The organism is Streptomyces sp. CWNU-52B (genome assembly GCF_047444975.1).
Lineage (GTDB): Bacteria > Actinomycetota > Actinomycetes > Streptomycetales > Streptomycetaceae > Streptomyces.
On record NZ_JBLFJV010000013.1, the window covers coordinates 106,710 to 128,071 of the forward strand.

The window sequence follows — 21,362 nt, forward strand, 5'->3', positions numbered from 1 at the left end:
CGGGCTTTGGTCTCCGGGCCTCGGCTCCGGGTTCCGGCCCGGGGTCCCGAGTCCGACTCCGGGCTTTCGGGCTCCGGCCCTCGGGCTCCGGGTCTCCGGACCCCCGGGCTCCGGGCCTTGGCTCCGGGTTCCGGCCCCGGCTTCCGGGTCCGACTCCGGGTTTTCGGGCACAGGCCCCCCGGGCTCCGGGTCTCCGGGTCTCCGGGTCTCCGGGCTTCCGGTCTCCGAGCCTCGGCCCCGGCTTCCGGGTCCCGGGTCCCGGGTCCGATTCCGGGTCCCGGGTCTGGCGTCCGGGTTTTCGGGCTTCCGGCCTCGGCTCCGGGTCTCGGCTTTCGGGTTCCGGGTCCGGCCTCCGGGCTTCCCGGCTTTCGGGCCCCGGCTCCGGCTCCGGCCGGTCCCGGGCTCCGGGCCCGGGGCCTCGGGCCTCGGTTCCGGGCCCCGGGCCACCCCCGGGCCTGCCGCCGTGTTCCCTCAGGTCACAGGCGGGACAGTTCGTCCACCAGGTCGTCCAGGCCCAGCGAGCCCTGGGACAGTGCCGCCATGTGCCATGCCTTCAGGTCGAAGGCGTCGCCGTGGCGCTCGCGTGCGTTGGCGCGGCCCAGCAGCCAGGCACGCTCGCCCAGTTTGTAGCCGATCGCCTGGCCGGGGATGGAGAGATAGCGGGTCAGTTCGCTCTCCACGAAGTCCGCGGGACGGCTGCTGTGCGCGCCGAAGAACTCCTGAGCCAGTGCCGGGGTCCAGCGCTCACCCGGATGGAAGGGCGACTGAGCCGGGATCTCCAGCTCCAGATGCATCCCGATGTCGACGATGACCCGGGCGGCGCGCATCATCTGCGCGTCCAGGTAACCGAGCCGTTCCTCCGCGTCCTTGAGGAAGCCGAGTTCGTCCATCAGCCGTTCCGCGTACAGGGCCCAGCCCTCCGCGTTGGCGCTCACCCCGCCCACGGTGGCCTGGTAGCGGGAGAGGTCCCCCGCGACGTGCACCCACTGGGCGAGCTGGAGGTGATGACCGGGGACACCCTCGTGGTACCAGGTCGACACCAGGTCGTACACCGGGAAACGGGTCTGCCCCATCGTCGGCAGCCACGTACGGCCGGGGCGGGAGAAGTCCTCGCTCGGCGCCGAGTAGTACGGGGCCGCGGCGCCGCCCGGCGGGGCGATACGGGACTCCACCTTCCGTACCCGCTCGGCGAGTTCGAAGTGGGTGCCGTCCAGTTCCTCGATCGCCCGGTCCATCAGGGCCTGCAGCCACTCGCGGACCTCGTCGACGCCCTCGATGTGCTTGCCGTGCTCGTCCAGGTGCGCGAGCGCCACCCACGGGGTCGCGGCGCCGGGCAGTACCTTCTCGGCCTCCTTCTTCATCTCGGCGGCGAGCCGGTGGTACTCGGCCCAGCCGTACGCGTACGCCTCGTCCAGGTCGAGATCCGTACCGTTGAAGTACCGCGACCAGCGCGCGTACCGCTCGCGGCCCACCGTGTCGGGCGCGCCCTCGATCGCGGGCGCGTACACGTCCCGCATCCAGTCGCGCAGCACGACGACGGCGGCCGTCGCGGCGCGGGCGGCCTCGTCGAGCTCCGCGCGCAGCGCCTCGGGGCCCGCCGCCGCGAAGTCCTCGAACCAGCCGCGGCCCGAACCGTCCGTGTCCGACCACTCGGTGAGCTGCTCGACGAAGGTCGCGGTGGGGCGCGGCCCCGCGTACAGCTTGCGCTCCAGGCCCAGACCGAGGGACTCGCGGTAACCGTCGAGGGCCTTCGGCACGGCGCGCAGCCGCTGGGCGATCGCGGCCCAGTCCTCGTCGGTGTCCGCCGGCGTCACGGCGAACACCTCACGCACCGCGTGCACGGCCGTGTGCATGTTGCCGACGGCCCGCAGGCCCTCCTCGGCCTGGTGCACGCCCAGCTCGGCGGTGAGCCGCTCGCGCAGCAGGCGCGCACAGCGGCGCTCGATGTCACTGTCCGCGCCCGGCTGCCGCTCCGCCTCGTCGAGCCGGGCCAGCGTCGTCCTCGCCAGCTGCGCGAGGGCCTCCTGGCCGGCCGGCGAGGTGTCGGGCAGCCTGCTGGAACTCTCCTTCACGCCGAGATACGTACCGGTGACCGGGTCGAGGGCGACGAGTTCGTCGACGTAGGTGTCGGCGACCTCTCGGGGCAGCGGGTTCTTCGTCTGTGACATACCGCCATCCTCATACGGCGACGGCCGCCGCGTCAGCCCGGTTTTCCAGGCATCGGGCCACGTCAGCCCGATTTCGCCGAGGGCGTGACACGAGCGGCCCCGGCGGGCCCGGTACGGTCACCGGGCCCGCCGTGCCGTCAGTCGCGCACCGAGTGCTCGGGCTCGGGCTCGTGCTCGGCGGCTTCCGCGGACGGCGTGCCGGTGTGGCGTGACGCCGTGCCCAGGCGGGCCGTGATGACGAGGGTGCCCTCCTCGATCTGGTAGTCGAGAGGGAGGTCCAGGCCGCGCATCGCGGCGACCATGCCGGTGTTGGAGGACTGCGTGACCGCGTACACGCTCTCGCAGCCCGCCTCGACGGCCATCGCGGCCAGCCGGCCGATCAGCTCGGCGCCGATACCGCGCCGCTGCCAGTCGTCCTCCACCAGCAGCGCGATCTCCGTCTCGTCGCCGTCCCAGAGGAGATGGCCCAGTCCGACGATCCGCCCCGACGCGGTCTGCACGGCGAGCGTGCGCCCGAAGTGAGGGCTGAGGAGGTGCTTGAGGTACTTGTCCGCGTCGCCGACGGGCCCGTGATAGCGCATGCTCAGCGTCCGCTGCGAGCACCGCTCGTGCATGGCCTTCGCGGCGTCGACGTCACCGGCGTCGGCGCGGCGCACCGTGATCGCGTTGCCCTGCGGCAGGGTCAGGACGTCCCGGCTGCTCGGGACCCGCGGGCCGAGCCGGGCGTCCAGCTCGACCAGGGCACGGGCCCGCGCGAACTCGGTGGGCGTGAACGGCAGATAGGGCCGCTCCACGGTGATCACTCCGCCTTCCGGTGCGCGCAACCGCATCACCGTCTCCTCAAGCGCTCCCTCGACGGGCGCCCCTTCCTCCGGACGGTCCCCGCGCGCCGACGAGGCGGGCAGCGACCTGATCGTGCACCGGCCCAGCAACTGCCGCAGCGCCAACGGCAGTTCCGCCGCGTCCAGCGCCGTGCGCGTCGCGAGACCGAGCACACGGGTGGGCGCGTCCACCAGGTCGTGCGCGTCGGCCCGCTCGATCCAGGTGCCGGAGCCACCCGACCGCGCCACCGCGCGTGTGACCTCGGACGCCGCCACCTGCGCGGGGGACCGCAGCAGGAACTCGTCCACGGTGCCCTCGGCCAGCGGATGCGTCTGCAGGCTCAGGATGTCGACCCGCAGACCCGCGAGGGCCATGCACAGCGTGGCCAGCGAACCCGGCTCGTCCCGCACGGTGGTACGCATCCGCCACAGCACGGTCTCTCCCGAACCCGCCGCCGGGGCACCGGATTCGTGCCCGGCCGCCCCGGCCTGCCGCGCGGACGCGGCCGGGCCGGCGCCGGTATCGTCCGCCGGAGGTGCGTGACCGTGGCGTCGTGACCACCAGGTGTGGAACGCCGCCGTGGCGATCAGCGCGACCGCCGAGATCGCGAGCAGGACGGGGCCGTCGGGGCCGTGCCCGATCAGGTTCGCCACGGCGTCGGCGACCGCCACCGCCGTGAACAGGGCGGCCAGTTCGACGAGATCCCTGCGCCAGTGGTGGACCGGCCGGCCGTTTTTCGCGCGTGTCACATCAGACATGTCTGGAGTCATACCGTCACTGTGAAGTACGGGTGTTGCGTGATCGCGAACGCTTTGTGACTGATCGGTTAAGTATGCATCTGTCTTCTTTGTTGCACTTTTTACGATTCCCTGTCGTGGTTCCGTCAGCCGGTGACCTCTTGTTCCCGAACCAGTTCCCCAGCCGGTTCCAGCGCGGTTTCCAGAGCGGTTCGCAGCCGGCGTGCCTGGGTCGAGAGCCGGGACGAACCCCGCCGGTCCGCCACCGACGCGAGATGGTCCACGTCACCCCGCGCTCCGGTCCGCTCTGCGCACTCGGCGGCGACGGCCAGCAGTTCGCCGAACCCGCGGGCGGCCGGGGCGGCGCCCTGCGAGGCGAGGCCCGCGAGCAGCTCCGGCAGCGCGGCCCTGAGTATCGACCAGACGGTGGCGTACGCGCCGGTCGTCGCCGCGGTCTGCACGGACTCGGCGAGCCGCACGGGCTTCACCGCCCCGTGCCGCACCAGCTGCGCCAGGTCCCTGCCGAGCCCCTCGGCGTCCAACTGTCCCCGCGCGGCGAGGACCAGCAGGGCGTCCACCGCGCTGAGCCGGTCCTCCGGGTGACGCGCGCCCAGCCCGTACGCCACACACAGGTGCACGCCCTCACCCGCTTCGCCCTCCGCCTCGGCCATGAGCGGCAGGACCGCGGCGGCGCCCCGGGTGTCGTCCACCGCGGCCGTGGAGAGCTCGCGCGTCAGGCGCACGGCGACGGTCTCCCGCCACCCGGGCAGCACGGCCAGCCAGTGCTGCCGCCCCGCCGGGTTCCAGTAGTGGTCGCAGAACCTGCGGGTGGCGTGGGCGCCCACGGGCCGGCCGAGCGGGCGGAAGGCCGGGGGGAGGTGCTCCGGCAGCCCTGCGGTCTCGCCGAGTTCGAGCAGGATGCACTCTCCCGAGAGGCGCCGACTGCTCGTGGGTGGCTTCGGGCCCTCGCTCGTGAGCCATCGGGCCAGCCGCTCGCCCGCCGTGCTGCCCAGCGCGGCGGCCCGCTCGGCGGCGGCCGCGGTCAGCGCCCGGTCGTCGCGGCGCACCCGGAGCAGTGCCTGAGCGAAGTCGGCCTCCCCGACGCGGGCGCCGAGCCGGTGGTACTCGGCGAGGCGGTCCACCAGCTCGTCCGGCTCCAGGAACCCCGACGACCAGGTGGGTGTGGCCAGCAGGAGCGGCAACGGGTCGGTCCGCAGCCGGTAGGCCACCTCCCACAGACGGGCGTCGAAGGCGACGGCGAGCGGGGTGTGCACGCAGGGGTCCGACGCCGGGCCGCGCTGATCGGCCTTGTGGAGCGTGGCCGTACGCACCCGTCCCAGCAGGGCCGCGAGCACGACCTCCACGCCGTGCGGGGTGTCCCGGAAGTACTGGTCCACCGGGTGGTACAGGCGATCGGTGTCCATCCACCAGCACCGGGCGGTCACCGGTGTCAGGGCCTCGACCAGCTCCTCCCGCCGCAGATACGCCTGCTGCACCAGGCCGTCCAGGGCACGCTCGAACGGTCCGATGTCACCGTCGGGGGACGCCAGCAGGGCTCCGACCTCCTCGGCCAGCTCGGTCACCGACTCCGGCGCGGGCTCGACCCGGGCCGGCGCGGGAACGGGCGGCAGCAGCTCCAGGTACGCCTGCGGCGCGAGCTCGGCCGCGTCCAGCCCGAGGGCGACGGCGGCCCGTGCCCGGAGCCCGGCACTCAACTGGTCGGCGCTCTGGGCCACTTCGTCGCGCGCCCGCTCGTCCACCGCGCCGACGTACCGCTCCACCAGCTTTAGCGCGCGCTCCTGCACGTCCGTGTCCTCGTGCCCGAAGCCCTGTGCCACCGCGGGCAGCAGGTCGGCCGCGCTCGACGGATCGTGCCGGAGCGCCTTGCCGAGGAGCACGAGCTGGGCGCGCACCAGCTTCTTCTCCGTGCGGAACAGCACGGCGTCGGTCATCTCGGCGAGCTGCCGGGGTGCGATCTCGCCGGCCAGGGCCAGCGAGCCCAGCACCGCCTGGGCGTGCGACGCGATGGTGGAGACCGGGTGGGAGACGAGCGCCAGCCAGTCCGCGGCACGCTCCCGCTCCTCGTCCCGGCTGGGCGCGAGTGCCTTCAACAGCCGCAGGAACACCCGGCAGTCGGACGCCAGGGTGCCGCGCAGCAGCCGGGCGGCGCAGGCGTCGATCAGGATCCCACGGTCGAGGAGCCCTTCCTCGGTGAGTGCCGTGAGGGCGTTGATCCAGCTGTTCGGGCCGTCGCCGAAGAGCCAGTCCAGCCGGCTGCCGATGCCCGGGATCTCGAAGAGGGCGGCGACGAGCCGCGCAGTGTACGGATCCCGGCGGAGCCGGTCGAGGACGGTGTCCCCGCGCTGCCACAGGCTGCCGGTCTGCTCGACCCAGCCCATGACATAGGTTTCCGTCGTCGGCACCGCGCAGCCGGACAGCCGCACCAGCCCCGCCATCAACTCGTACGGCACCTCGGAGGCCGGCGGGCGGTCCGCGAGCCGCTGCGCGAGGTTGCCCAGCCAGTCCTGCTCCCGGTCGCCCAGGACATGGAGCAGGGTCGCGGGAGACGCCTGCGACCAGCGCATGTCGGCCGCGGCGATCCAGGAGGCCGTCCCGGCAGCTCCGGTGTGGCAGGCGGCCCCGGCCGCGTGCAGGGTGGGATACGCCTTGCGGGACACGGCGTCCCAGCGCGCGCTCCGCAACTCCTTGCGCAGCTCCTTCAGCGCGGGCAGACAGAGCCGGCGCTCGGGATCCGTCATCCCGTCCAGCAGCCCTGCCGCCTCCTCCAGCCGCCCCGCCCGGACGGCCTTCAGCAACGGGTCACTCACCGAGACCGCCCCACCTGCCGACACCGGCACCACATCACTCACCGACACCACACCGCTCACCGACACCACACCGCTCACCGAGACCGCTCCGCTCATCGCACACCGCCGTCGATCCGAACCGCCGCCAGAACCCCCGCCTGTCCGGCCACCGCGCCGCGCCGGACCATCCGTACCGCCAGCGCGTGCTTGCACGGCCCGCGCCCGCCCCGGTACGTGGCCCACCACAGGCAACTGCAGCTCAGCACCCCCGCGGCGTCGCGCACCCGGTGCGCGTGCCCGTCCTGCGCGGTCACCGTGCCGAGGTCGCCGTCCAGGACCACCGCGCCCGCCGCCACGAGGTCCCGGGCGGCCTTCAGCCGGGGGTTGTGCCGCTCCACCCGCTCGGCGTCGTAGGGCAGTTCACGGTGGAAGTAGGCGGCTTCCGCCGTGTCGTAGCCCACGCGTCCCGAGGTGCCCAGCCGGACGAGGGCCGCCCGCACCCGCTCGACGGGCAGGCCCGAGGACGCGGCCAGGTCCCCGATGTCGATCCTGGGCTCCCAGGCCAGCAGGACCGCTATCAGCTCCGCGTCCTCGGCGGCCTCGTCGGTGGCCAGCGCGTCGAGCACACCGCCCTCACCGGAGAAGCCCCGGGACGCCTCCGGGGACAGCGTCAGCGTGAGCCGCATACCGGGCAGCACGACCTCCCAGGCACTGGCCGACGGGGCGGTCCCGGCGAGCGCGGGACCGTACACCCGCAGGGCCGACGCATGGCGAAGGACCCGCTGGAGGGCGATCAGCCGCTCCGGGCCGGGCAGACAGACGGCTCCGGGCACCGGGCGGGTCGTGGGCCGCAGAACACCCCGTACCGGGACGACCCACTGGGCTCCCCGGGAGGCGCCGCGGGCGCCGCCACGCGGCAGCGAGCGCAGGAACCGCACGGCCTCCGCCGCGGGCAGTTCGGCCCGCAGGTCGAAACCGGCCGCCGTCACCTGGGCCTCTGCGAACCCCCGCAGCCACCGGTCAGGCAGCGGCACCTTCTTCTCCACGACCGGACCGTCCAGGGTGGTCACCGCCAGCTCGTCCGGACCGACGCGCAGGTGCAGCGGATCCGCGGAGCCGATCCTCGACAGGGCGTTCCGCAAGGGGTTGTTGACGTCGACGTTCGTCGTGCCGTGTCCCACCTCACCGCCGTCGAGGCCCGCCTCCAGCACGTCCAGACGCGCGTACACCCCGCCGCAGCCCGAGAAGGACTCGAAACGCAGCCGGTCGCCGTTGCCCGTGACCACCGGGTCGAGGGACGCCTGCAACTGGCGCTGGTAGTAGCGGGCGCTCGCCACGTCGGCGACCGCGAGCAGCCCCGCCGACGCCACCTGGGGCGAGGTGAGGAAACCCGCGAAGAAGCGGGGATGGTCCTCGACACCCCGGGGCGTCGCACCCCGCGAGGTCTCAAGGCCCAGGCGCTGTCCGCCCGGTGCGGACTCCAGCGCGGAGGGTCGGGTGTAGGCCACGGCCTGCATCGATCGCGTCATGTGAAAACCGTAGGGGCGACCACTGACAATCGGCCCCGACCTGCGGAAACGCATGAATTCGAGAACGCCGACGTGCCGCGTACCGGGGGATGACGCCGGTACGCGGCACGGGCTACGAGAGTACGGGAGACGGGCCCATCGGGCGCGCCCCCGGGGGCAACTACTGTCCCACGCGCCCCGGTTGCAGCACCTTCGTGAACAGTACCGACCCGCCGGTCGCGCGCAGCCGGACCGTCAGCTCGCCGCTCCCGCCGTCGATGTCGACCTCGCCGAAGTACTGGGGCGACTCCATCGGCGAGACGTTCGACGTGGCCGGCGCCTTGACGAAGACCCGGTCCGGACCGAACGTGCCGTCCAGCGCGTTCGCCGGGAACCCGCCGGCGGCGAGCGGTCCTGAGACGAACTCCCAGAACGGCGCGAAGTCCTTGAAGGCGGCGCGCGAGGGGTCGTAGTGCTGCGCCGAGGTGTAGTGCACGTCCGCCGTCAGCCACACCGTGCCGGTGATCCGCCGGTGCTTGACGAACCGCAGCAGCTCCGCGATCTGCAGTTCGCGGCCGAGCGGCGCTCCCGGGTCGCCCTGGGCGACGGCCTCGATGTCCGTGGCGCCGTCGGGCACGACCAGGCCGAGCGGCATGTCGGCGGCGATCACCTTCCAGACCGCGCGCGAGCGGGTCAGCTCCCGCTTCAGCCAGGCCAGTTGCTCCGCGCCCATGATGCCGGTGGTGTCGTCGGTCTGCCGGCCGGGGGAGTTGGCGTTGCGGAACGTGCGCATGTCGAGCACGAAGACGTCCAGCAGGGGGCCGTGGCGCACGACCCGGTGCACCCGGCCCTCCTTGCCGGTGGCGGGCAGGGTCGAGATCGGGAAGTACTCGCTGAACGCCTTGCGGGCGCGGGTGGCCAGCGTGTCGACGTCCTTCACCGTGTAGCGGTCGTCGGCGAGGATCTCGCCCGGGTACCAGTTGTTGGTGACCTCGTGGTCGTCCCACTGGGTGATCGTGGGGACCTGGGCGTTGAACCGGCGTACGTTCTCGTCGAGCAGCGAGTAACGGAAGTTGCCGCGGTACTCGGCGAGGGTCTCCGCGACCTTGGACTTCTCCTCGGTGGTGACGTTCCGCCACACCCGGCCGTCCGGGAGGGTCACGGAGGCCGACAGCGGGCCGTCCGCGTAGATGGTGTCGCCGCTGCACAGGAAGAAGTCGGGGTTCAGACGGCGCATCTCCTCGTACGCGTAGAGGCCGCCGATGTCCGGGTTGATGCCCCAGCCCTGGCCCACGATGTCGCCGGACCAGAGGAACCGGACGTCCTGGTGCCGCTTCGAGGGCGCGGTCCTGAAGGTGCCGGACACGGGCTCGCCGGTGCGGCGGTAGTCGTCCGGGTCGGCCAGCGTCACCCGGTAGTGGATCTGCTCACCGGCCGGCAGGCCGTGCAGGGGGACCGTGCCGGTGAAGTCCGTGCCGGTGCCCAGGAGCGGGCCCCGCCATGTCCGGGGCCTGTGGAACGACTCGGTCGCGGACGTTTCGACGATCATGCGGGCGGGGCGGTCCGAGCGGACCCACACCAGGCCGGAGTTCGTGGTCACGTCTCCGGCCTGTACGCCCCACTGTGCCCTGGGCCGGCCCGACAGGGCGAACGCCGGGGCCGCGGTGGCGGCGCCGGCCGCGGCGGGCAGGGCGAGTGCCGCCGACGCGGCGAGCGAGCCGCGCAGGACGCTGCGGCGGCCGGGGAGGGGGCTGCTCGGCGGACGGTGTGACATGGGACGCCTCCTGGGACGGGTTCGACCGGTGTGCACGGCTACACCTACTGGTGTGCCGCAGCGTGCACGCAAACCACAAGTGAACAACTCGCTCCGCGGGGATTGGAGGGGTTTGCGGGTGGGGGTGGTGGGAGCGGGCGAGGCCGGCGGACATGTGCGGGTGGGCGGGGGCCGGCCGCGCAGTTCCCCGCGCCCCTGGGTGGGGGTGGGTGGCGGTGGTGCGGGGGGCTGCGGGTGGTGGGGGTTGAGCGCGCAGTTCCTCGCGCCCCTGACGGGGCGGGGTGGGGCGGTGTTTTTAGGGGCGCGGGGAACTGCGCGATCAGCCCCCACTCTGCCGCAGGCGGTGTTCCGGGCGGTCGGACCCGGTGGTCAGCCGTCGACGGGAGGCGGGGTCGTTCCGGCTGCGAGGGCCGTCGCGTGTATGCCCTCCCGGATGCGGGCCGGGGAGACATGGGCGTAGCCCAGGACGAGGCGGACCACGTCGTCCTCGGGCGACGGGATCCGCGTGTAGGACGCCAGCGCGCGGACCGCGATCCCGGCCGCCCCCGTCGCGGCCAGGAACCGTCCCGCCGGCCCGTACCGCGCCGGCAGCGCGGCGATCGCGTGCAACCCGGCGGCGACGCCCGAGACCTCCGCGCCGGGGAAGTGCTCGGCCAGCGCCGCGACCAGCGCGTCGCGCCGCTCCCGGTACGCGCGCCGGCACCGGCGGAGCTGCCGGTCGTAGTCGCCCCGTTCCACGAATCGCGCGAGCACCGCCTGGTCGACGACGGGATTGCCCAGGTCCAGCGTCCGTTTGCGGTCGACGACCTCCTCGGCGAGCGAGGCCGGAACCAGCAGCCAGCCCAGCCGCAGCCCCGGCGCCAGCGACTTGCTCACGGAACCCGTATACGCGACGTGCTCCGGATCGAGCCCCTGAAGAGCCCCGACGGGCGCCCGGTCGTAGCGGAAGTCACCGTCGTAGTCGTCCTCGACGACGAGTCCGTCCACCTCCCGTGCCCAGTCGAGGAGTTCCGCGCGGCGCCGCGCCGAGTACGCGATCCCCGTCGGGAACTGGTGCGCGGGCGTCGTCACCACCGCCCGTACCCCGGACGCGCGCAGCGCCCCGATGTCCAGCCCCTCGTCGTCCAGCGGCAGCGGTACGGCGTCGAGGCCGGCCGACGCGTACAGCGCACCGTGCTCCGGGCTGCCGGGATCCTCCACGCCCACGGCACGCACCCCGCGCGCGTGGAGCACGAATCCGAGCAGCGTGGTCGCCTGGGCCACCCCGGAGACGACCGTCACCCGCTCGGGATCCGCGACCACCCCCCTGCGCCGGGCGAGCAGTTCGGCGAGCGCCGTACGCAGCCGGGGCAGCCCGCGTGGATCCGGGTAGCCGAGCGCGTGGTGCGGCAGTTCGGCGAGCACCCCGCGCTGCGCGGCCGACCACGCCGCGCGCGGGAACAGCGACAGGTCGGGCGTACCGGGCAGGAAGTCCACCCGGCCGCCCGGGGCGCGGGGAGCGAGGTCCCGCGCGCGGGGGAGCGCGGCCCGCACCGCCCCGCCGACCCAGGTCCCGGCACCCCGGCCGCTGCGGAGATAGCCCTCCGCCGTCAGCTGCTCGTACGCCTCCGTGACCAGGCCCCGGGACACCCCGAGGTCGGCGGCGAGTTCGCGGCTGGACGGCAGACGGGTGCCCGGTGTGAGCAGGCCCGAGCGGACCGCCTCCCGCAGCGCGGTCTGCAGCGCACGGCCACGCGCGCGTGCCGGTGCCGAAGCGGCCGGCAGGAGCACCTCCCAGGCACCGGCCCAGCCCGCCGCCGCGGGCGGCTCCGGATTGGTCCCCGATGGCGTCATGGAAGTGGACCTTAAACCGGGCCGCGGTCCTTCATAGCGTCACCTCCATGAACGCCACCACCATGAACGCCACCACCACGCGCGGGTCCCTGCTCGCGGCTCTCGCCGCCGTCCTCGTCGGAGGTTCCTTCACCGCCAACAGCGTGCTGGGCCACTACCCGTACGCGGGCGGTCAGTTCCTGCGTTACGGCCTCGCCTGTCTGCTCCTCCTCCCGCTGGTCGGACGAGGCGGCGCGGCGCCCCTGCGCGCCTTGGCACCGCGCCGGTGGGTACGCCTCGCGCTGCTCGCCGCCGTCGGCATGGTCGGCTTCAACCTCTCCGTGATCGCCGCCGAACACAGCGCGGAACCCGCGATACCGGGTGTCTTCGTAGGGTGCGCCCCGGTCGTCGTGGCCGTGCTCGTCCCCCTCCTGGAGGGCCGCGGGCCCCGACGGACCGTCCTGTACGGGGCGTCGCTGGTGGCCGCCGGTGCCTTCACGGTCCAGGGCTGGGGCCGTACCGACGGGGCCGGTGTCGCCTTCTCCGTGTGTGCGCTCGTCGGCGAGATCGGCTTCGCGGTGCTTGCCGTGCCCGTCCTGCGGCCGCTCGGACCGCGTCTGCTGTCCGCGACGGTGTGCGGCCTCGCCGCGGCCGAGTCGGCGCTCGCCGGGGTGCTCGTCGACGGCAGCGACTGGCTGCGGACCCCGGACCCGACCGAGGCCGTCGCGCTGCTGTGGCAGGCGGCGGTCGTCACGGTCGTCGGCTTCGTCTGCTGGTACATGGGCATGCAGCGCATCGGCGCGGAGCGCGCGACGCTCTTCTCCGGCCTCATCCCGGTGGCCGCCGCCTGCACGGCCCCGCTCGTCGGAACGGGCTCCTACGGGGCGGCGCAGGCCGTGGGCAGCGCGCTGGTCGGTACCGGAGTCGCCCTGGGGTCGGGCGCGTTCAGCCGCGGCGCACGGGCCTCAGCGGCTGCCGTCCAGGACGACGCGCGCGACGAGCGCGGGGTCGTCGTTCATCGGGACGTGCCCGCAGCCGGGCAGCCGCACCAGCCGGGCCCGGGGGATGACCTGCTTGGCGCGGACTCCCTGGCGGCGTACCAGGATCCGGTCCCGCGTGCCCCAGGCGACGGTGACGGGCAGGCCGGGGACGTCGTCCGTGAACTGGACCGAGTTGCCCGCCCTGAGAGTCTCGGTGAATCCCTCGGCGGCGGCCAGCGCGAGGGTCTCGGCGACCACCGCCTCGGGTGAACGGCGGGCCGGGTGCGCGTAGATGCTGCTGGTCAGCAGCGCGCGCCCGGCGGCCGACCGGGACAGCCGCTCGATCATCGGCAGCGGCATGGCCCGCGCGGCCTGCCGCATCGCCTGGAGCAGACCGAACGCGTAACGCCGCTCGACGGGCGACCAGAACCCGGCGGGCGACAGCGCCGTGACGGACCGTACGAGTTTCTCGCGGCCCAGCTCCAGGGCCAGCAGCCCGCCGAGCGAGTTGCCCGCCACATGCGGCCGGTCGAGCTCCAGCGTCTCGCACAGCGCGGCGAGCGCCGCGGTCGTCGTCGCCAGGTCGTGGCCGAGTCCCTCGGGCAGCGCGGGGGACTCGCCGCAGCCCGGCAGGTCCACCGCGATCACGTCCCGCTCGGCGGCGAGGAGTTCGACGACCGGGTCCCACGCCTGCCGGTGATGGCCTATGCCGTGCAGCAGCAGGAGCGGTGCGCCGCTGCCCACGCGCGTGTACGCGAGGGTCACGGTCCGCGGGCCGTGCGAAGAGGGGACGCTGAAGGAGACCGTGGCGGACATGGGCTGCTCCTTGTCTGGTGGGTGGGTGCTGGGTGCTGGGTGCTGGGGAGAGCCTGGAACGGCTGGCTCCTAGACAGCTTGTCAGCAATTGCTACCGACGGGTAGCCCCCTGTGTCCTGTTGCCGCCGGGCCCCGCGGCGTACGTCCCTCGACCCGGGCGGACGTGGTGGACCTCTCGTGCGACGCGGACCTATCGCCTGGACACGGCCTGACGCGTCGGGATGGGATGGACGGGTGGCTACCGACACTGTGACCGAGGTCTTCGAAGAGCACCGGCCCGTTCTGATGGGCGTCGCCTACCGCATGCTCGGCCGTGTGGCCGACGCCGAGGACGTGGTGCAGGAGGCGTGGTTGCGCTGGTCCGGCGGCGACCGTTCCGATGTGCGTGAACCGCGCGGCTACCTGGTGCGTGTCACCACCCGGCTCGCGATCGACCGGCTGCGGCAGGCCCAGTCCCGTAACGAGGCCTATGTGGGGCCCTGGCTGCCCGAGCCGTACGTCACCGACTTCGGGGACACCGTCGCCGACACCGCCGAGCGTGCCGTCCTCGCCGACTCGGTCTCGCTGGCCGTCCTCGTGGTCCTGGAGTCCCTCTCGCCGCTGGAGCGTGCCGTGTTCGTGCTCCGGGAGGCGTTCGGCTATCCGTACGCGGACATCGCGGTGACGCTCGACCGCAGCGAGTCCGCGGTGCGCCAGCTCGCCGGGCGGGCCCGTCGGCATGTCGAGGAGAAGCGGCCGCGGTACGAGGTGGACCCCGTCGAGCGGCGCGATCTCACCGAGCGGTTCCTCGCCGCGGCGACGGAGGGCGATCTCGAAGGGCTGATGTCCCTGCTGGCTCCGGACGTGCGCCTGGTGGGCGACAGCGGAGGCCGGGCCCAGGCGCCGCTGCGGGTCCTGGAGTCGGCCGACAAGGTGGGCCGGTTCGTCGACGGAGTCACGCGCAAGGGCGTGGCGAACGCGACGTTCCGCTTCCTGGAGGTCAACGGCGGTCCTGCGGTCCTGGTGCTGTCCGACGGCAAGCCCGACACCGTTCTCCAGCTGGACGTCGCCGACGGACGGATCCAGTGCGTCTACGTCGTCCGCAACCCGGAGAAGCTGCTGTCCCTCGCCGCCGGCTGACGTCCGGCTGCCCGCCGACGGGCACCGGCGGGCGGCCGACGGGCATCGGCGGTTATCGGCCGACTCCCGCCGACAGGGCACGTTCCGGCCGAAGCCCCCGTTCTGAACGACGGGGGCTTCGCCGTTGTGTCAGGTATATGGCGTATCGCGAACGTCGTATGAACGCTCTGCGGTCACACGCATGTGCGAGCTGTAACGGATCGAGGATTGGTCTTGACCAAGTGTGGGGACCGCCATATGGTCGCGGGATAGTGCAGGAACCTTTAATAAACAAGGGCGCTAAAAGCCGCCGGGACACGGCGATTGCGGAGGACGCGGTGGGGACCACGCAGTTGGAAACGGTGCCGGAGCCGAAGTACTGGCATCTGAAGACCGTGCTCAGCGAAGCACTGGACTCCGAGTTCTCGGTGGGTGAGATCCTTCCGAACGAGCGCGATCTCGCGGCCCGGTTCGGTGTCGCGCGGGCCACGCTCCGTCAGGCGCTGGAGCAGTTGGAGCTGGAGGGCCGCCTGCAGCGCCGGCGCGGTGTCGGTACGACCGTGGCGCCGCCGCGTGTGGGTGTGGCCGTCGGATCCGAGCAGCACACGTGGCCGGGCGCGGTCGGTGACGCCTGGCAGCCCGCGGACTGCGCGGTGGCACTCGCGCCGTCGGCGGTGGCCAGGAGCCTGGAGACCGACCCCGACGAACAGGTGCACATCGTGCGCCGCTCCCGCGTGACGCACGGCCAGCCGGTCGCCGCCGAGCTTCTCTACGTCCCCGCCTCGTCGGTGCCCGACCTGTCCGGCATCGACGCGCCGTCGGGCACGGCACGCGCGCGTGCCGTGCTGCGCGAGCTCCAGCGTCTGGAGCTGGAGGGTGAGGACCGTGCCGTGGAGCTGGGCTCGGCCCGCGCGGACGACGCGAAGGAACTGGACCGTCTCCCCGGTGCGCCCGTCCTCGTCGTCACGACCCGCTTCTTCGCCGAGGGACGTGTCGCGGCGGTCTCCGTGGCCACCTACCGCGCGGACACCTGCCGGCTGACCTTCGGCGACTCGGGCGGTGTGGAGATCCACCACGACCCGGAGCGCCGCGCTTCCTGACCGACCGGCGTCACCTTCTCGATCCAGCGTGCGTCGCGCCCCGGACTGCGGGGCGCGACGTTTCGCTGTCGGGCCGGCGCCGGGCCGTGGTCGGCCGTGGCGGGGCGGCCTGCCGGGGTCCGGCTGCGGCCCGGCGACGGCCTGGTCGCGGGGCCGGGGGAGAGGGGTCAGCGGCGGGCCGTCACCGTGCCCTCCACCGCGAACAGCTGTTCCTCCACGTGGTCGAGAGCCAGTCGCAGGGCGCCCGTCGCCACGGCCGCCTCGCCCAGCAGCGACAGCGTCACCCGGGGCGGCCGCAGACAGTAACGGGCCAGTTCCTCGCGCAGCGGCTCCAGGACACCGTCCAGACCCGCCGCCCAGCCGCCGATCACGACGAGTTCGGGGTCGAGGGCCAGGACGAGCGCGGCGACATCGTGCACCAGGCGTTGTATGAAGCGGTCGACGGCGGCCAGAGCCCGTTCGTCGCCCGCGCGGGCGTGCGTGAAGACCTCCGCCACCGCTTGCTCGTCGAGCGGATGCAGCGGTTCGTCGGTCGTGGACAGCAGCGTCTCCGGAGTGACCTCGCGGCCCAGCAGGTGGAGCGCGCCGATCTCGCCGGCCGCGCCCCCGTAACCGCGGTGCAGCCGCCCGCCGATGAGCGAACCGGCACCGGGGCTCAGTCCGGCCAGTACGAACACCATGTCGTCGGACTCGGTGCCGGCGCCCTTCCAGTGCTCGGCGACCGCCGCCGCGTTGGCGTCGTTCTCCACGAGCACCGGGCACTTGAAGGAGCGGCGCAGCCGTTCGCCCAGCGCCAGGCCCGTCCACTCCGGCAGCGCCGTACCCAGGCGTACGGTGCCGTCGGCCTCGACGATGCCGGGCGAGCCCACCCCGACGGCACGCAGGGAGCCGCGTGCCACTCCGGCGCGGCGCAGCAGTTCGGCGACGGCCGTGCGCAGCCGTTCGAGCCGCTCGTCCGCCGACGCCGTCTCGCAGACGTCCTTGGCGAGCGAACCGAGCACCCGGCCGTCCAGATCGGACAGGAGCGCGGCCACCCGGTGCGGACCGATCTCCAGGCCCAGCAGATGACCCGCCTCGGCCCGGAAGCGGAACAGGCGTGCGGGTCTGCCCTGGCGCCGGGCGGCGCTTCCGTCGGCCGCGGTCTCGACGACGAGCCCGCCGTCGATGAGCCCTTCGACGACGCCCTCGACGGTGGGCCGGGACAGGCCGGTCACCCGGGTGATCTCGGTGAGTGTCGCGGAGTCCGTGGCCGCCCGCAACGCGTGCAGCACCACCGCGGAGTTGATCCTCCGCAGCAGGGAGGGGTCCCCGCCGGTCAACTGCCCCAACGTCCGTCCTCCCAGCTCGTGCGCGTGTCGGTTGGCCGGATCGTACTCGGCGCGGCGGGTCCCGGCGAGTGCCGGGCGCCACCTCCCGGCCCACGACCGGAACCCGTTCCTCCCCGGGACCGGAATCAGCCCCTCGGCGCGACCGGAATCAGTCCCTCACCCGGTACCGGAATCATCCGGGCGCCACGAACCCCGACTCGTACGCCATGATCACCGCCTGGGTGCGGTCCCGGGTCCCCAGTTTCGTCAGTACGGCGCTGACGTGGGACTTCACCGTCTCGGCGCCGAGCACCAGACGTGCGGCGATCTCCGCGTTCGACAGACCCCGTGTCATCAGGCGCAGCACCTGTGTCTCGCGCTCGGTCAGGGCGGCCCGTTCCAGTGCGGCGCGGGCCGCGGGATTCCCGCGGCCGTCACGGCCGGTGTCCCCGTACTCGGCGGCCAACCGCCGTACCGAGGCGGGGAACAGCAGCGACTCCCCCTCGGCGACCAGCCGCACGGCGTGCACGATCTCGGCAGGCTCGGCCCGCTTCAGCAGAAACCCGTCGGCGCCCGCGCGCAGCGCCTCGTACACGTACTCGTCGTTCTCGAAGGTCGTCACGACGACGATCTTCGGCGGCCGGTCGACGGTCCGCAGCACCGCACGCGTGGCCTCGATACCGTCCATCAGGGGCATTCGGACGTCCATCGCCACGACGTCGGGCCGCAGCCGCCGCACCAGCGGGATCACCGCCGCGCCGTCCGCGGCCTCACCGACGACCTCGATGTCGGGCTGCGCCTCCAGAACGGCCCGCAGCCCGGCCCGTACGAGGGGTTCGTCGTCGACGAGCAGAACGGTGACCGGCATCCGGCCAGCGTAGATCAGCGCAGCGGCAGCTCGACATGCACCTGCCAGTCACCGTCGTCCGGACCGGTCCGTGCCCAGCCGCCGAGCAGCGCGGCCCGCTCGCGGACGCCCCGCAGCCCGCTGCCCCGGCCGGGCCCCGGTATCCGGGCCGTCAGCGGATTGCGCACCTCCAGCACGAGCGTGTGGTCCTCGACCGCGATACCGATCCGGACGGGCACCGGGCCCGCGTGCCGCAGCACGTTGGTGAGCGACTCCTGGAGGATGCGGTAGCCCTCGCGGGAGACCGGCCCCGGCACCGTTTCCAGCGGTCCCGTCACCTCGGCGTCGATCTTCGCCCCGGAGGCGCGCGCGGACTCCAGGAGCCGGTCGGCCTCCACCAGGGTCGGGCGGCGGCTCACGGGCCGCCCTGTCTCGCGCAGCACACCGAGCACCCGCTCCAGGTCCTCCAGCGCGGCCCGGCCGGTGTCCTCGATGGCGAGCAGGGCCCGGTCGGTGAACTCCGGGTCTCCGGCGGTCCGCGCGGCCCCCGCCTGCACCACGGCCACCGTCAGCGCGTGACCGATCGAGTCGTGCAGCTCACGGGCGATACGGGTGCGCTCCAGCAGTTGTTCGGTGCGCTCCTCCAGTGCGGCGAGCCGCTCGGCCGCCGACGGCCCCAGGAGGCGGCGCGCGACGACCGTGACCAGCTCGCCGAGTCCCACCACCACCCCGTACAGGGCGATCAGCGGCAGTGGGGCGAGCAGCGCGTACGCCCCGTGCGCGTGCGACACCGGCAGGAAGGGATTGTCGTCGGGCACGTGACCGGCCGAGAGCCGGACCAGGTCCACGGCGACGAGCGGGAGCCAGACCGTGGCCCCCGCCACGGCCCAGCCCAGGACCACGCGTATCTCCAGCCACACGACGGTCCGCAGCCGGTCCTGCCAGGTGGCCGACGCGGCGACCGAGATCGCCGGATCAGGCCCGCCGCGCGTCAGCATGAACTGCGCCTGCACACCCTCGCCGCGACGCACGGCCGGGATCAGCCCCAGCGGCACCGCCACCAGCGCGGGCACCCACGGCACGGACGGGTCGATGAACATCCACACGCTGACGGCCAGCATGGGAACCCACAGGTGCAGCAGGCGGGTGTACGTCGTCCCACGGGTCAGCGGGCGCAGCAGGCGGGCCATGGCGTCATCGTGACACCCGGCACCGACAGCGGTCCTCCCCCGGGCGGGGGAGAGGTTCTCCCCGGACGGGGGAGGACCAAGTCCCCGCCCGGCGGCCAGCCTTGGGCCATGACCACCATCGACGTCGAAGACCTCACCAAGGAGTACGGCACCACCCGCGCCGTGGACCGGCTGACCTTCCGGGTCGAGCCGGGCCGGGTCACCGGCTTCCTCGGTCCCAACGGCGCAGGCAAGTCCACCACCATGCGGCTCGTACTCGGCCTGGACCGCCCCACGTCCGGCACCGCGACCCTCGGCGGCCGGGCGTACGCGACGCTGGAGAAGCCGTTGCGCCACGTCGGCGCGCTGCTCGATGCGGGGGCCGCGCACGGTTCGCGCACCGCGCGGGACCATCTGCGGGTGTTCGCGGCGAGCAACGGCCTGCCGGAGCGGCGTGTGGACGAGGTCCTGGTCCAGGCGGGCCTCGCCCCGGTCGCCCGGCACCGGGTCAGGACGTACTCCCTGGGCATGCGCCAGCGTCTGGGAATCGCCGTGGCGCTGCTGGGGGACCCGCCGGTGCTCCTGCTCGACGAACCGTCGAACGGGCTCGACCCCGAAGGCATCATCTGGATCCGGGAGTTGCTGCGCGGGCTCGCCCGTGAGGGCCGCACCGTGTTCGTCTCCAGCCATCTGATGAACGAGACCGCGTCGTTCGCCGACCACCTCGTAGTCCTGGGGCGCGGCCGGCTGCTCGCCGACCTGCCGATGCGGGAGTTCATCGACGCACGCGTGGACCCCCGGGTACGGGTGCGCACCACGGACGGCGCGGCGCTCCGCGACCTGCTCGCACGGCACGGGTACGACGCCGTGGAGAGCGAGCCCGGGGGAGGGGGAGAGGGGGCGGAGGAGGTGGGGGACCGGTGGATCGTGCACCACGCGCGCGTGGCGGACATCGGTCGCCTCACCTCCGCCGCGGGCCTGCCCGTTCTCGAACTGGCGGCGCAGGACGGCACGCTGGAGCAGGCGTACCTCGATCTGACGTCCGCCGAGGCCGAGTTCGCCGCCCGGACCCCGAGCCGTCCGCAGGAGGCCTGACCGTGCCGTTCGCACCCGTACTCCACTCCGAGTGGCTCAAGATCCGCACCCTGCGGTCGCTCGTCGCGGGCCTGGCCGCCGTCGTACTGGTCACCGCGCTCTTCTCCGCCTTGGCGGGAGGCGACGCCTCCGGGGATGCGGACCTCGATCCCCTGTTCTCGGCGTTCTTCGGGGTCAGTTTCGGACAGATCGCGGCGATCACCTTCGGCGCGCAGGCCATGTCCTGCGAGTTCCAGGGAGCCGCCGGAGCCGCCCTGCGGGCCTCGCTGACCGCCGTGCCCCGCCGTGGACGCTGGTTCGCGGCGAAGGCGACGGCCATCGGCGTACCGGCACTGGCCGTCGGCCTCCTCACCGGCTGCGTGAGCCTGGCGGTGGGCCGGGCCGCGCTCGGTGACCGGGCCGACGGGATCAGCTGGGGCGAAGGGCTGCGGGGCGCCGTGGGCTGTGGGATCTATCTGGCCCTGATGGCGCTCTTCGCGGTCGGGCTGACCGCGCTGCTGCGCAGCGGTGTCGCCACGCTGAGCATCCTCGTGCCCTTTCTGCTGCTGGTCTCCTTCGTGGTCGGGGACGTGTCCGGGAACGCCGCCGACTTCCTGCCCGACAGGGCGGGGCAGGTGGTGCTGCACGAGACACGGGACGGCGTGCTCGGTCCGTGGACCGGGCTCGTGGTGACGGCGCTTTGGACGGCGGCCGCGCTGCTGGCCGGAGGGTGGAGCCTTCGCCGCCGGGACGCGTGAAACAGGATGCCCGTCGCGACGAGGTCTCCTGACGGGCCGCCACATGTCAGTGGTGACCGCTTTACTGGACTTCATGACCACTGAGCGACACCTCGCCACGATCGACGAGCTGTGCGTCCGCGACTTCCCCGTGGCGCACGGCTGGTCGGACGTCGGCGCGGGAGGACCCGGCTACCACCTGGTGGTGCTGGAGACGACGCGCGGTTTCGGTACGGGCGACCAGTCCGGGCGGGAGGAGACCGCGGACCAGTTCACCGCCTACCGGGAGAGCGTCTCGCAGCGGCTGGACGAGCGGTGGGGCGAGGCGGAACCGAAGAGCCTGGACGGTGTCTTCCTGCGCTCCGAGGACCCGGCCGAGCACATACCGAAGCCGTGGGCGTACCTCAGTGCCTACGTGAGATACGTGAATCTGTGGGAGGCCGACGGCACCGGGCGCTGGGTCGCCGTGGGAGTCTCGGAGCCCGCGAAGGAGGACGAGTTCCAACTCTTCGCACTGGTCACGGAATTACCCCCACCGTGACGGGACCCGACCCGAGCCGGCCCTGGGCGGGACCTGAGCCGGGCCGTGGGCTGGGGCGTCTCGTT

Annotated in this window: 15 protein-coding genes and 1 pseudogene; 6 read left to right on the forward strand and 10 right to left on the reverse strand. The window is 73.4% G+C overall.

All coding sequences use genetic code 11. The features are described 5' to 3' along the window. Window positions 1-476: 476 nt before the first annotated feature. From ACLVWQ_RS15435 to ACLVWQ_RS15460, 6 genes are all read right to left on the reverse strand, one after another. A complete protein-coding gene (locus ACLVWQ_RS15435) occupies window positions 477-2,168 on the reverse strand; it encodes a DUF885 domain-containing protein (RefSeq protein WP_414109227.1) in 1,692 nt (563 codons plus the stop codon). 137 nt (window positions 2,169-2,305) lie between these two features. Continuing rightward, on the reverse strand, window positions 2,306-3,748 hold the full coding sequence (locus ACLVWQ_RS15440; protein WP_414109229.1) for an N-acetyltransferase family protein: 1,443 nt from the start codon (window positions 3,746-3,748) through the stop codon (window positions 2,306-2,308). 125 nt (window positions 3,749-3,873) lie between these two features. Then, complete coding sequence (locus tag ACLVWQ_RS15445; RefSeq protein WP_414109230.1) at window positions 3,874-6,651, reverse strand: DUF6493 family protein; 2,778 nt, start codon at window positions 6,649-6,651, stop codon at window positions 3,874-3,876. Continuing rightward, window positions 6,648-8,063: an SWIM zinc finger family protein gene (locus tag ACLVWQ_RS15450; protein ID WP_414109231.1), complete on the reverse strand. Its 1,416-nt coding sequence runs from the start codon at window positions 8,061-8,063 to the stop codon at window positions 6,648-6,650. Before ACLVWQ_RS15450 ends, ACLVWQ_RS15445 begins: the two co-directional genes overlap by 4 nt. A gap of 160 nt (window positions 8,064-8,223) precedes the next feature. Continuing rightward, window positions 8,224-9,816 carry an alkaline phosphatase D family protein gene (locus tag ACLVWQ_RS15455; RefSeq protein ID WP_414109232.1) on the reverse strand — a complete coding sequence of 531 codons (1,593 nt, stop codon included), beginning with the start codon at window positions 9,814-9,816 and terminating at the stop codon, window positions 8,224-8,226. A 369-nt stretch (window positions 9,817-10,185) separates the two neighbouring features. After that, window positions 10,186-11,649 (reverse strand): PLP-dependent aminotransferase family protein, encoded by a 1,464-nt coding sequence (locus tag ACLVWQ_RS15460; protein ID WP_414109233.1) that lies wholly within the window; start codon window positions 11,647-11,649, stop codon window positions 10,186-10,188. A 62-nt stretch (window positions 11,650-11,711) separates the two neighbouring features. On the opposite strand from ACLVWQ_RS15460, the pseudogene ACLVWQ_RS15465 reads away from it, so the two are divergent. After that, window positions 11,712-12,500, forward strand: a pseudogene (locus ACLVWQ_RS15465) (EamA family transporter); the annotation flags it as partial. Between the two features lie 93 nt (window positions 12,501-12,593). On the opposite strand, the gene ACLVWQ_RS15470 reads toward ACLVWQ_RS15465, so the two are convergent. Continuing rightward, window positions 12,594-13,424, reverse strand: a complete 831-nt coding sequence (locus ACLVWQ_RS15470; protein ID WP_414109234.1) for an alpha/beta fold hydrolase — start codon at window positions 13,422-13,424, stop codon at window positions 12,594-12,596. Window positions 13,425-13,658: 234 nt separating this feature from the next. Here ACLVWQ_RS15470 and ACLVWQ_RS15475 point away from each other — a divergent pair, with 234 nt between their 5' ends. Both ACLVWQ_RS15475 and ACLVWQ_RS15480 read left to right on the forward strand, forming a co-directional pair. Next, entirely contained in the window at window positions 13,659-14,543 is an 885-nt protein-coding gene (locus ACLVWQ_RS15475) for an RNA polymerase sigma-70 factor (protein WP_414109235.1), read from the forward strand. 317 nt (window positions 14,544-14,860) lie between these two features. Next, window positions 14,861-15,622, forward strand: a complete 762-nt coding sequence (locus ACLVWQ_RS15480; protein WP_414109236.1) for a GntR family transcriptional regulator — start codon at window positions 14,861-14,863, stop codon at window positions 15,620-15,622. Window positions 15,623-15,789: 167 nt separating this feature from the next. Here ACLVWQ_RS15480 and ACLVWQ_RS15485 read toward each other — a convergent pair whose 3' ends face one another. The 3 genes from ACLVWQ_RS15485 to ACLVWQ_RS15495 form a co-directional block, all read right to left on the reverse strand. Beyond that, window positions 15,790-16,950 (reverse strand): ROK family protein, encoded by a 1,161-nt coding sequence (locus ACLVWQ_RS15485; protein ID WP_414109237.1) that lies wholly within the window; start codon window positions 16,948-16,950, stop codon window positions 15,790-15,792. Between the two features lie 172 nt (window positions 16,951-17,122). After that, window positions 17,123-17,797: a response regulator transcription factor gene (locus tag ACLVWQ_RS15490; RefSeq protein WP_414109238.1), complete on the reverse strand. Its 675-nt coding sequence runs from the start codon at window positions 17,795-17,797 to the stop codon at window positions 17,123-17,125. A gap of 14 nt (window positions 17,798-17,811) precedes the next feature. Beyond that, window positions 17,812-18,966 carry a sensor histidine kinase gene (locus tag ACLVWQ_RS15495; RefSeq protein ID WP_414109239.1) on the reverse strand — a complete coding sequence of 385 codons (1,155 nt, stop codon included), beginning with the start codon at window positions 18,964-18,966 and terminating at the stop codon, window positions 17,812-17,814. Between the two features lie 108 nt (window positions 18,967-19,074). Here ACLVWQ_RS15495 and ACLVWQ_RS15500 point away from each other — a divergent pair, with 108 nt between their 5' ends. The 3 genes from ACLVWQ_RS15500 to ACLVWQ_RS15510 all read left to right on the forward strand — a co-directional run bounded on the left by ACLVWQ_RS15500 (window position 19,075) and on the right by ACLVWQ_RS15510 (window position 21,297). Then, window positions 19,075-20,040 (forward strand): ABC transporter ATP-binding protein, encoded by a 966-nt coding sequence (locus ACLVWQ_RS15500; protein ID WP_414109240.1) that lies wholly within the window; start codon window positions 19,075-19,077, stop codon window positions 20,038-20,040. A 2-nt stretch (window positions 20,041-20,042) separates the two neighbouring features. Beyond that, on the forward strand, window positions 20,043-20,777 hold the full coding sequence (locus ACLVWQ_RS15505; protein WP_414109241.1) for an ABC transporter permease: 735 nt from the start codon (window positions 20,043-20,045) through the stop codon (window positions 20,775-20,777). A gap of 73 nt (window positions 20,778-20,850) precedes the next feature. Beyond that, on the forward strand, window positions 20,851-21,297 hold the full coding sequence (locus ACLVWQ_RS15510; RefSeq protein ID WP_414109242.1) for a hypothetical protein: 447 nt from the start codon (window positions 20,851-20,853) through the stop codon (window positions 21,295-21,297). The last annotated feature ends 65 nt before the right edge of the window (window positions 21,298-21,362 follow it).

Coding starts and splice junctions, on each gene's coding strand:
- ACLVWQ_RS15435 (WP_414109227.1), bottom strand. CDS start 2,168: ATGTCACAGACGAAGAACCCGCTGCCCCGAGAGGTCGCCGACACCTAC.
- ACLVWQ_RS15440 (WP_414109229.1), bottom strand. CDS start 3,748: ATGTCTGATGTGACACGCGCGAAAAACGGCCGGCCGGTCCACCACTGG.
- ACLVWQ_RS15445 (WP_414109230.1), bottom strand. CDS start 6,651: ATGAGCGGAGCGGTCTCGGTGAGCGGTGTGGTGTCGGTGAGCGGTGTG.
- ACLVWQ_RS15450 (WP_414109231.1), bottom strand. CDS start 8,063: ATGACGCGATCGATGCAGGCCGTGGCCTACACCCGACCCTCCGCGCTG.
- ACLVWQ_RS15455 (WP_414109232.1), bottom strand. CDS start 9,816: ATGTCACACCGTCCGCCGAGCAGCCCCCTCCCCGGCCGCCGCAGCGTC.
- ACLVWQ_RS15460 (WP_414109233.1), bottom strand. CDS start 11,649: ATGACGCCATCGGGGACCAATCCGGAGCCGCCCGCGGCGGCGGGCTGG.
- ACLVWQ_RS15470 (WP_414109234.1), bottom strand. CDS start 13,424: ATGTCCGCCACGGTCTCCTTCAGCGTCCCCTCTTCGCACGGCCCGCGG.
- ACLVWQ_RS15490 (WP_414109238.1), bottom strand. CDS start 17,797: ATGCCGGTCACCGTTCTGCTCGTCGACGACGAACCCCTCGTACGGGCC.
- ACLVWQ_RS15495 (WP_414109239.1), bottom strand. CDS start 18,966: ATGGCCCGCCTGCTGCGCCCGCTGACCCGTGGGACGACGTACACCCGC.
- ACLVWQ_RS15500 (WP_414109240.1), top strand. CDS start 19,075: ATGACCACCATCGACGTCGAAGACCTCACCAAGGAGTACGGCACCACC.
- ACLVWQ_RS15510 (WP_414109242.1), top strand. CDS start 20,851: ATGACCACTGAGCGACACCTCGCCACGATCGACGAGCTGTGCGTCCGC.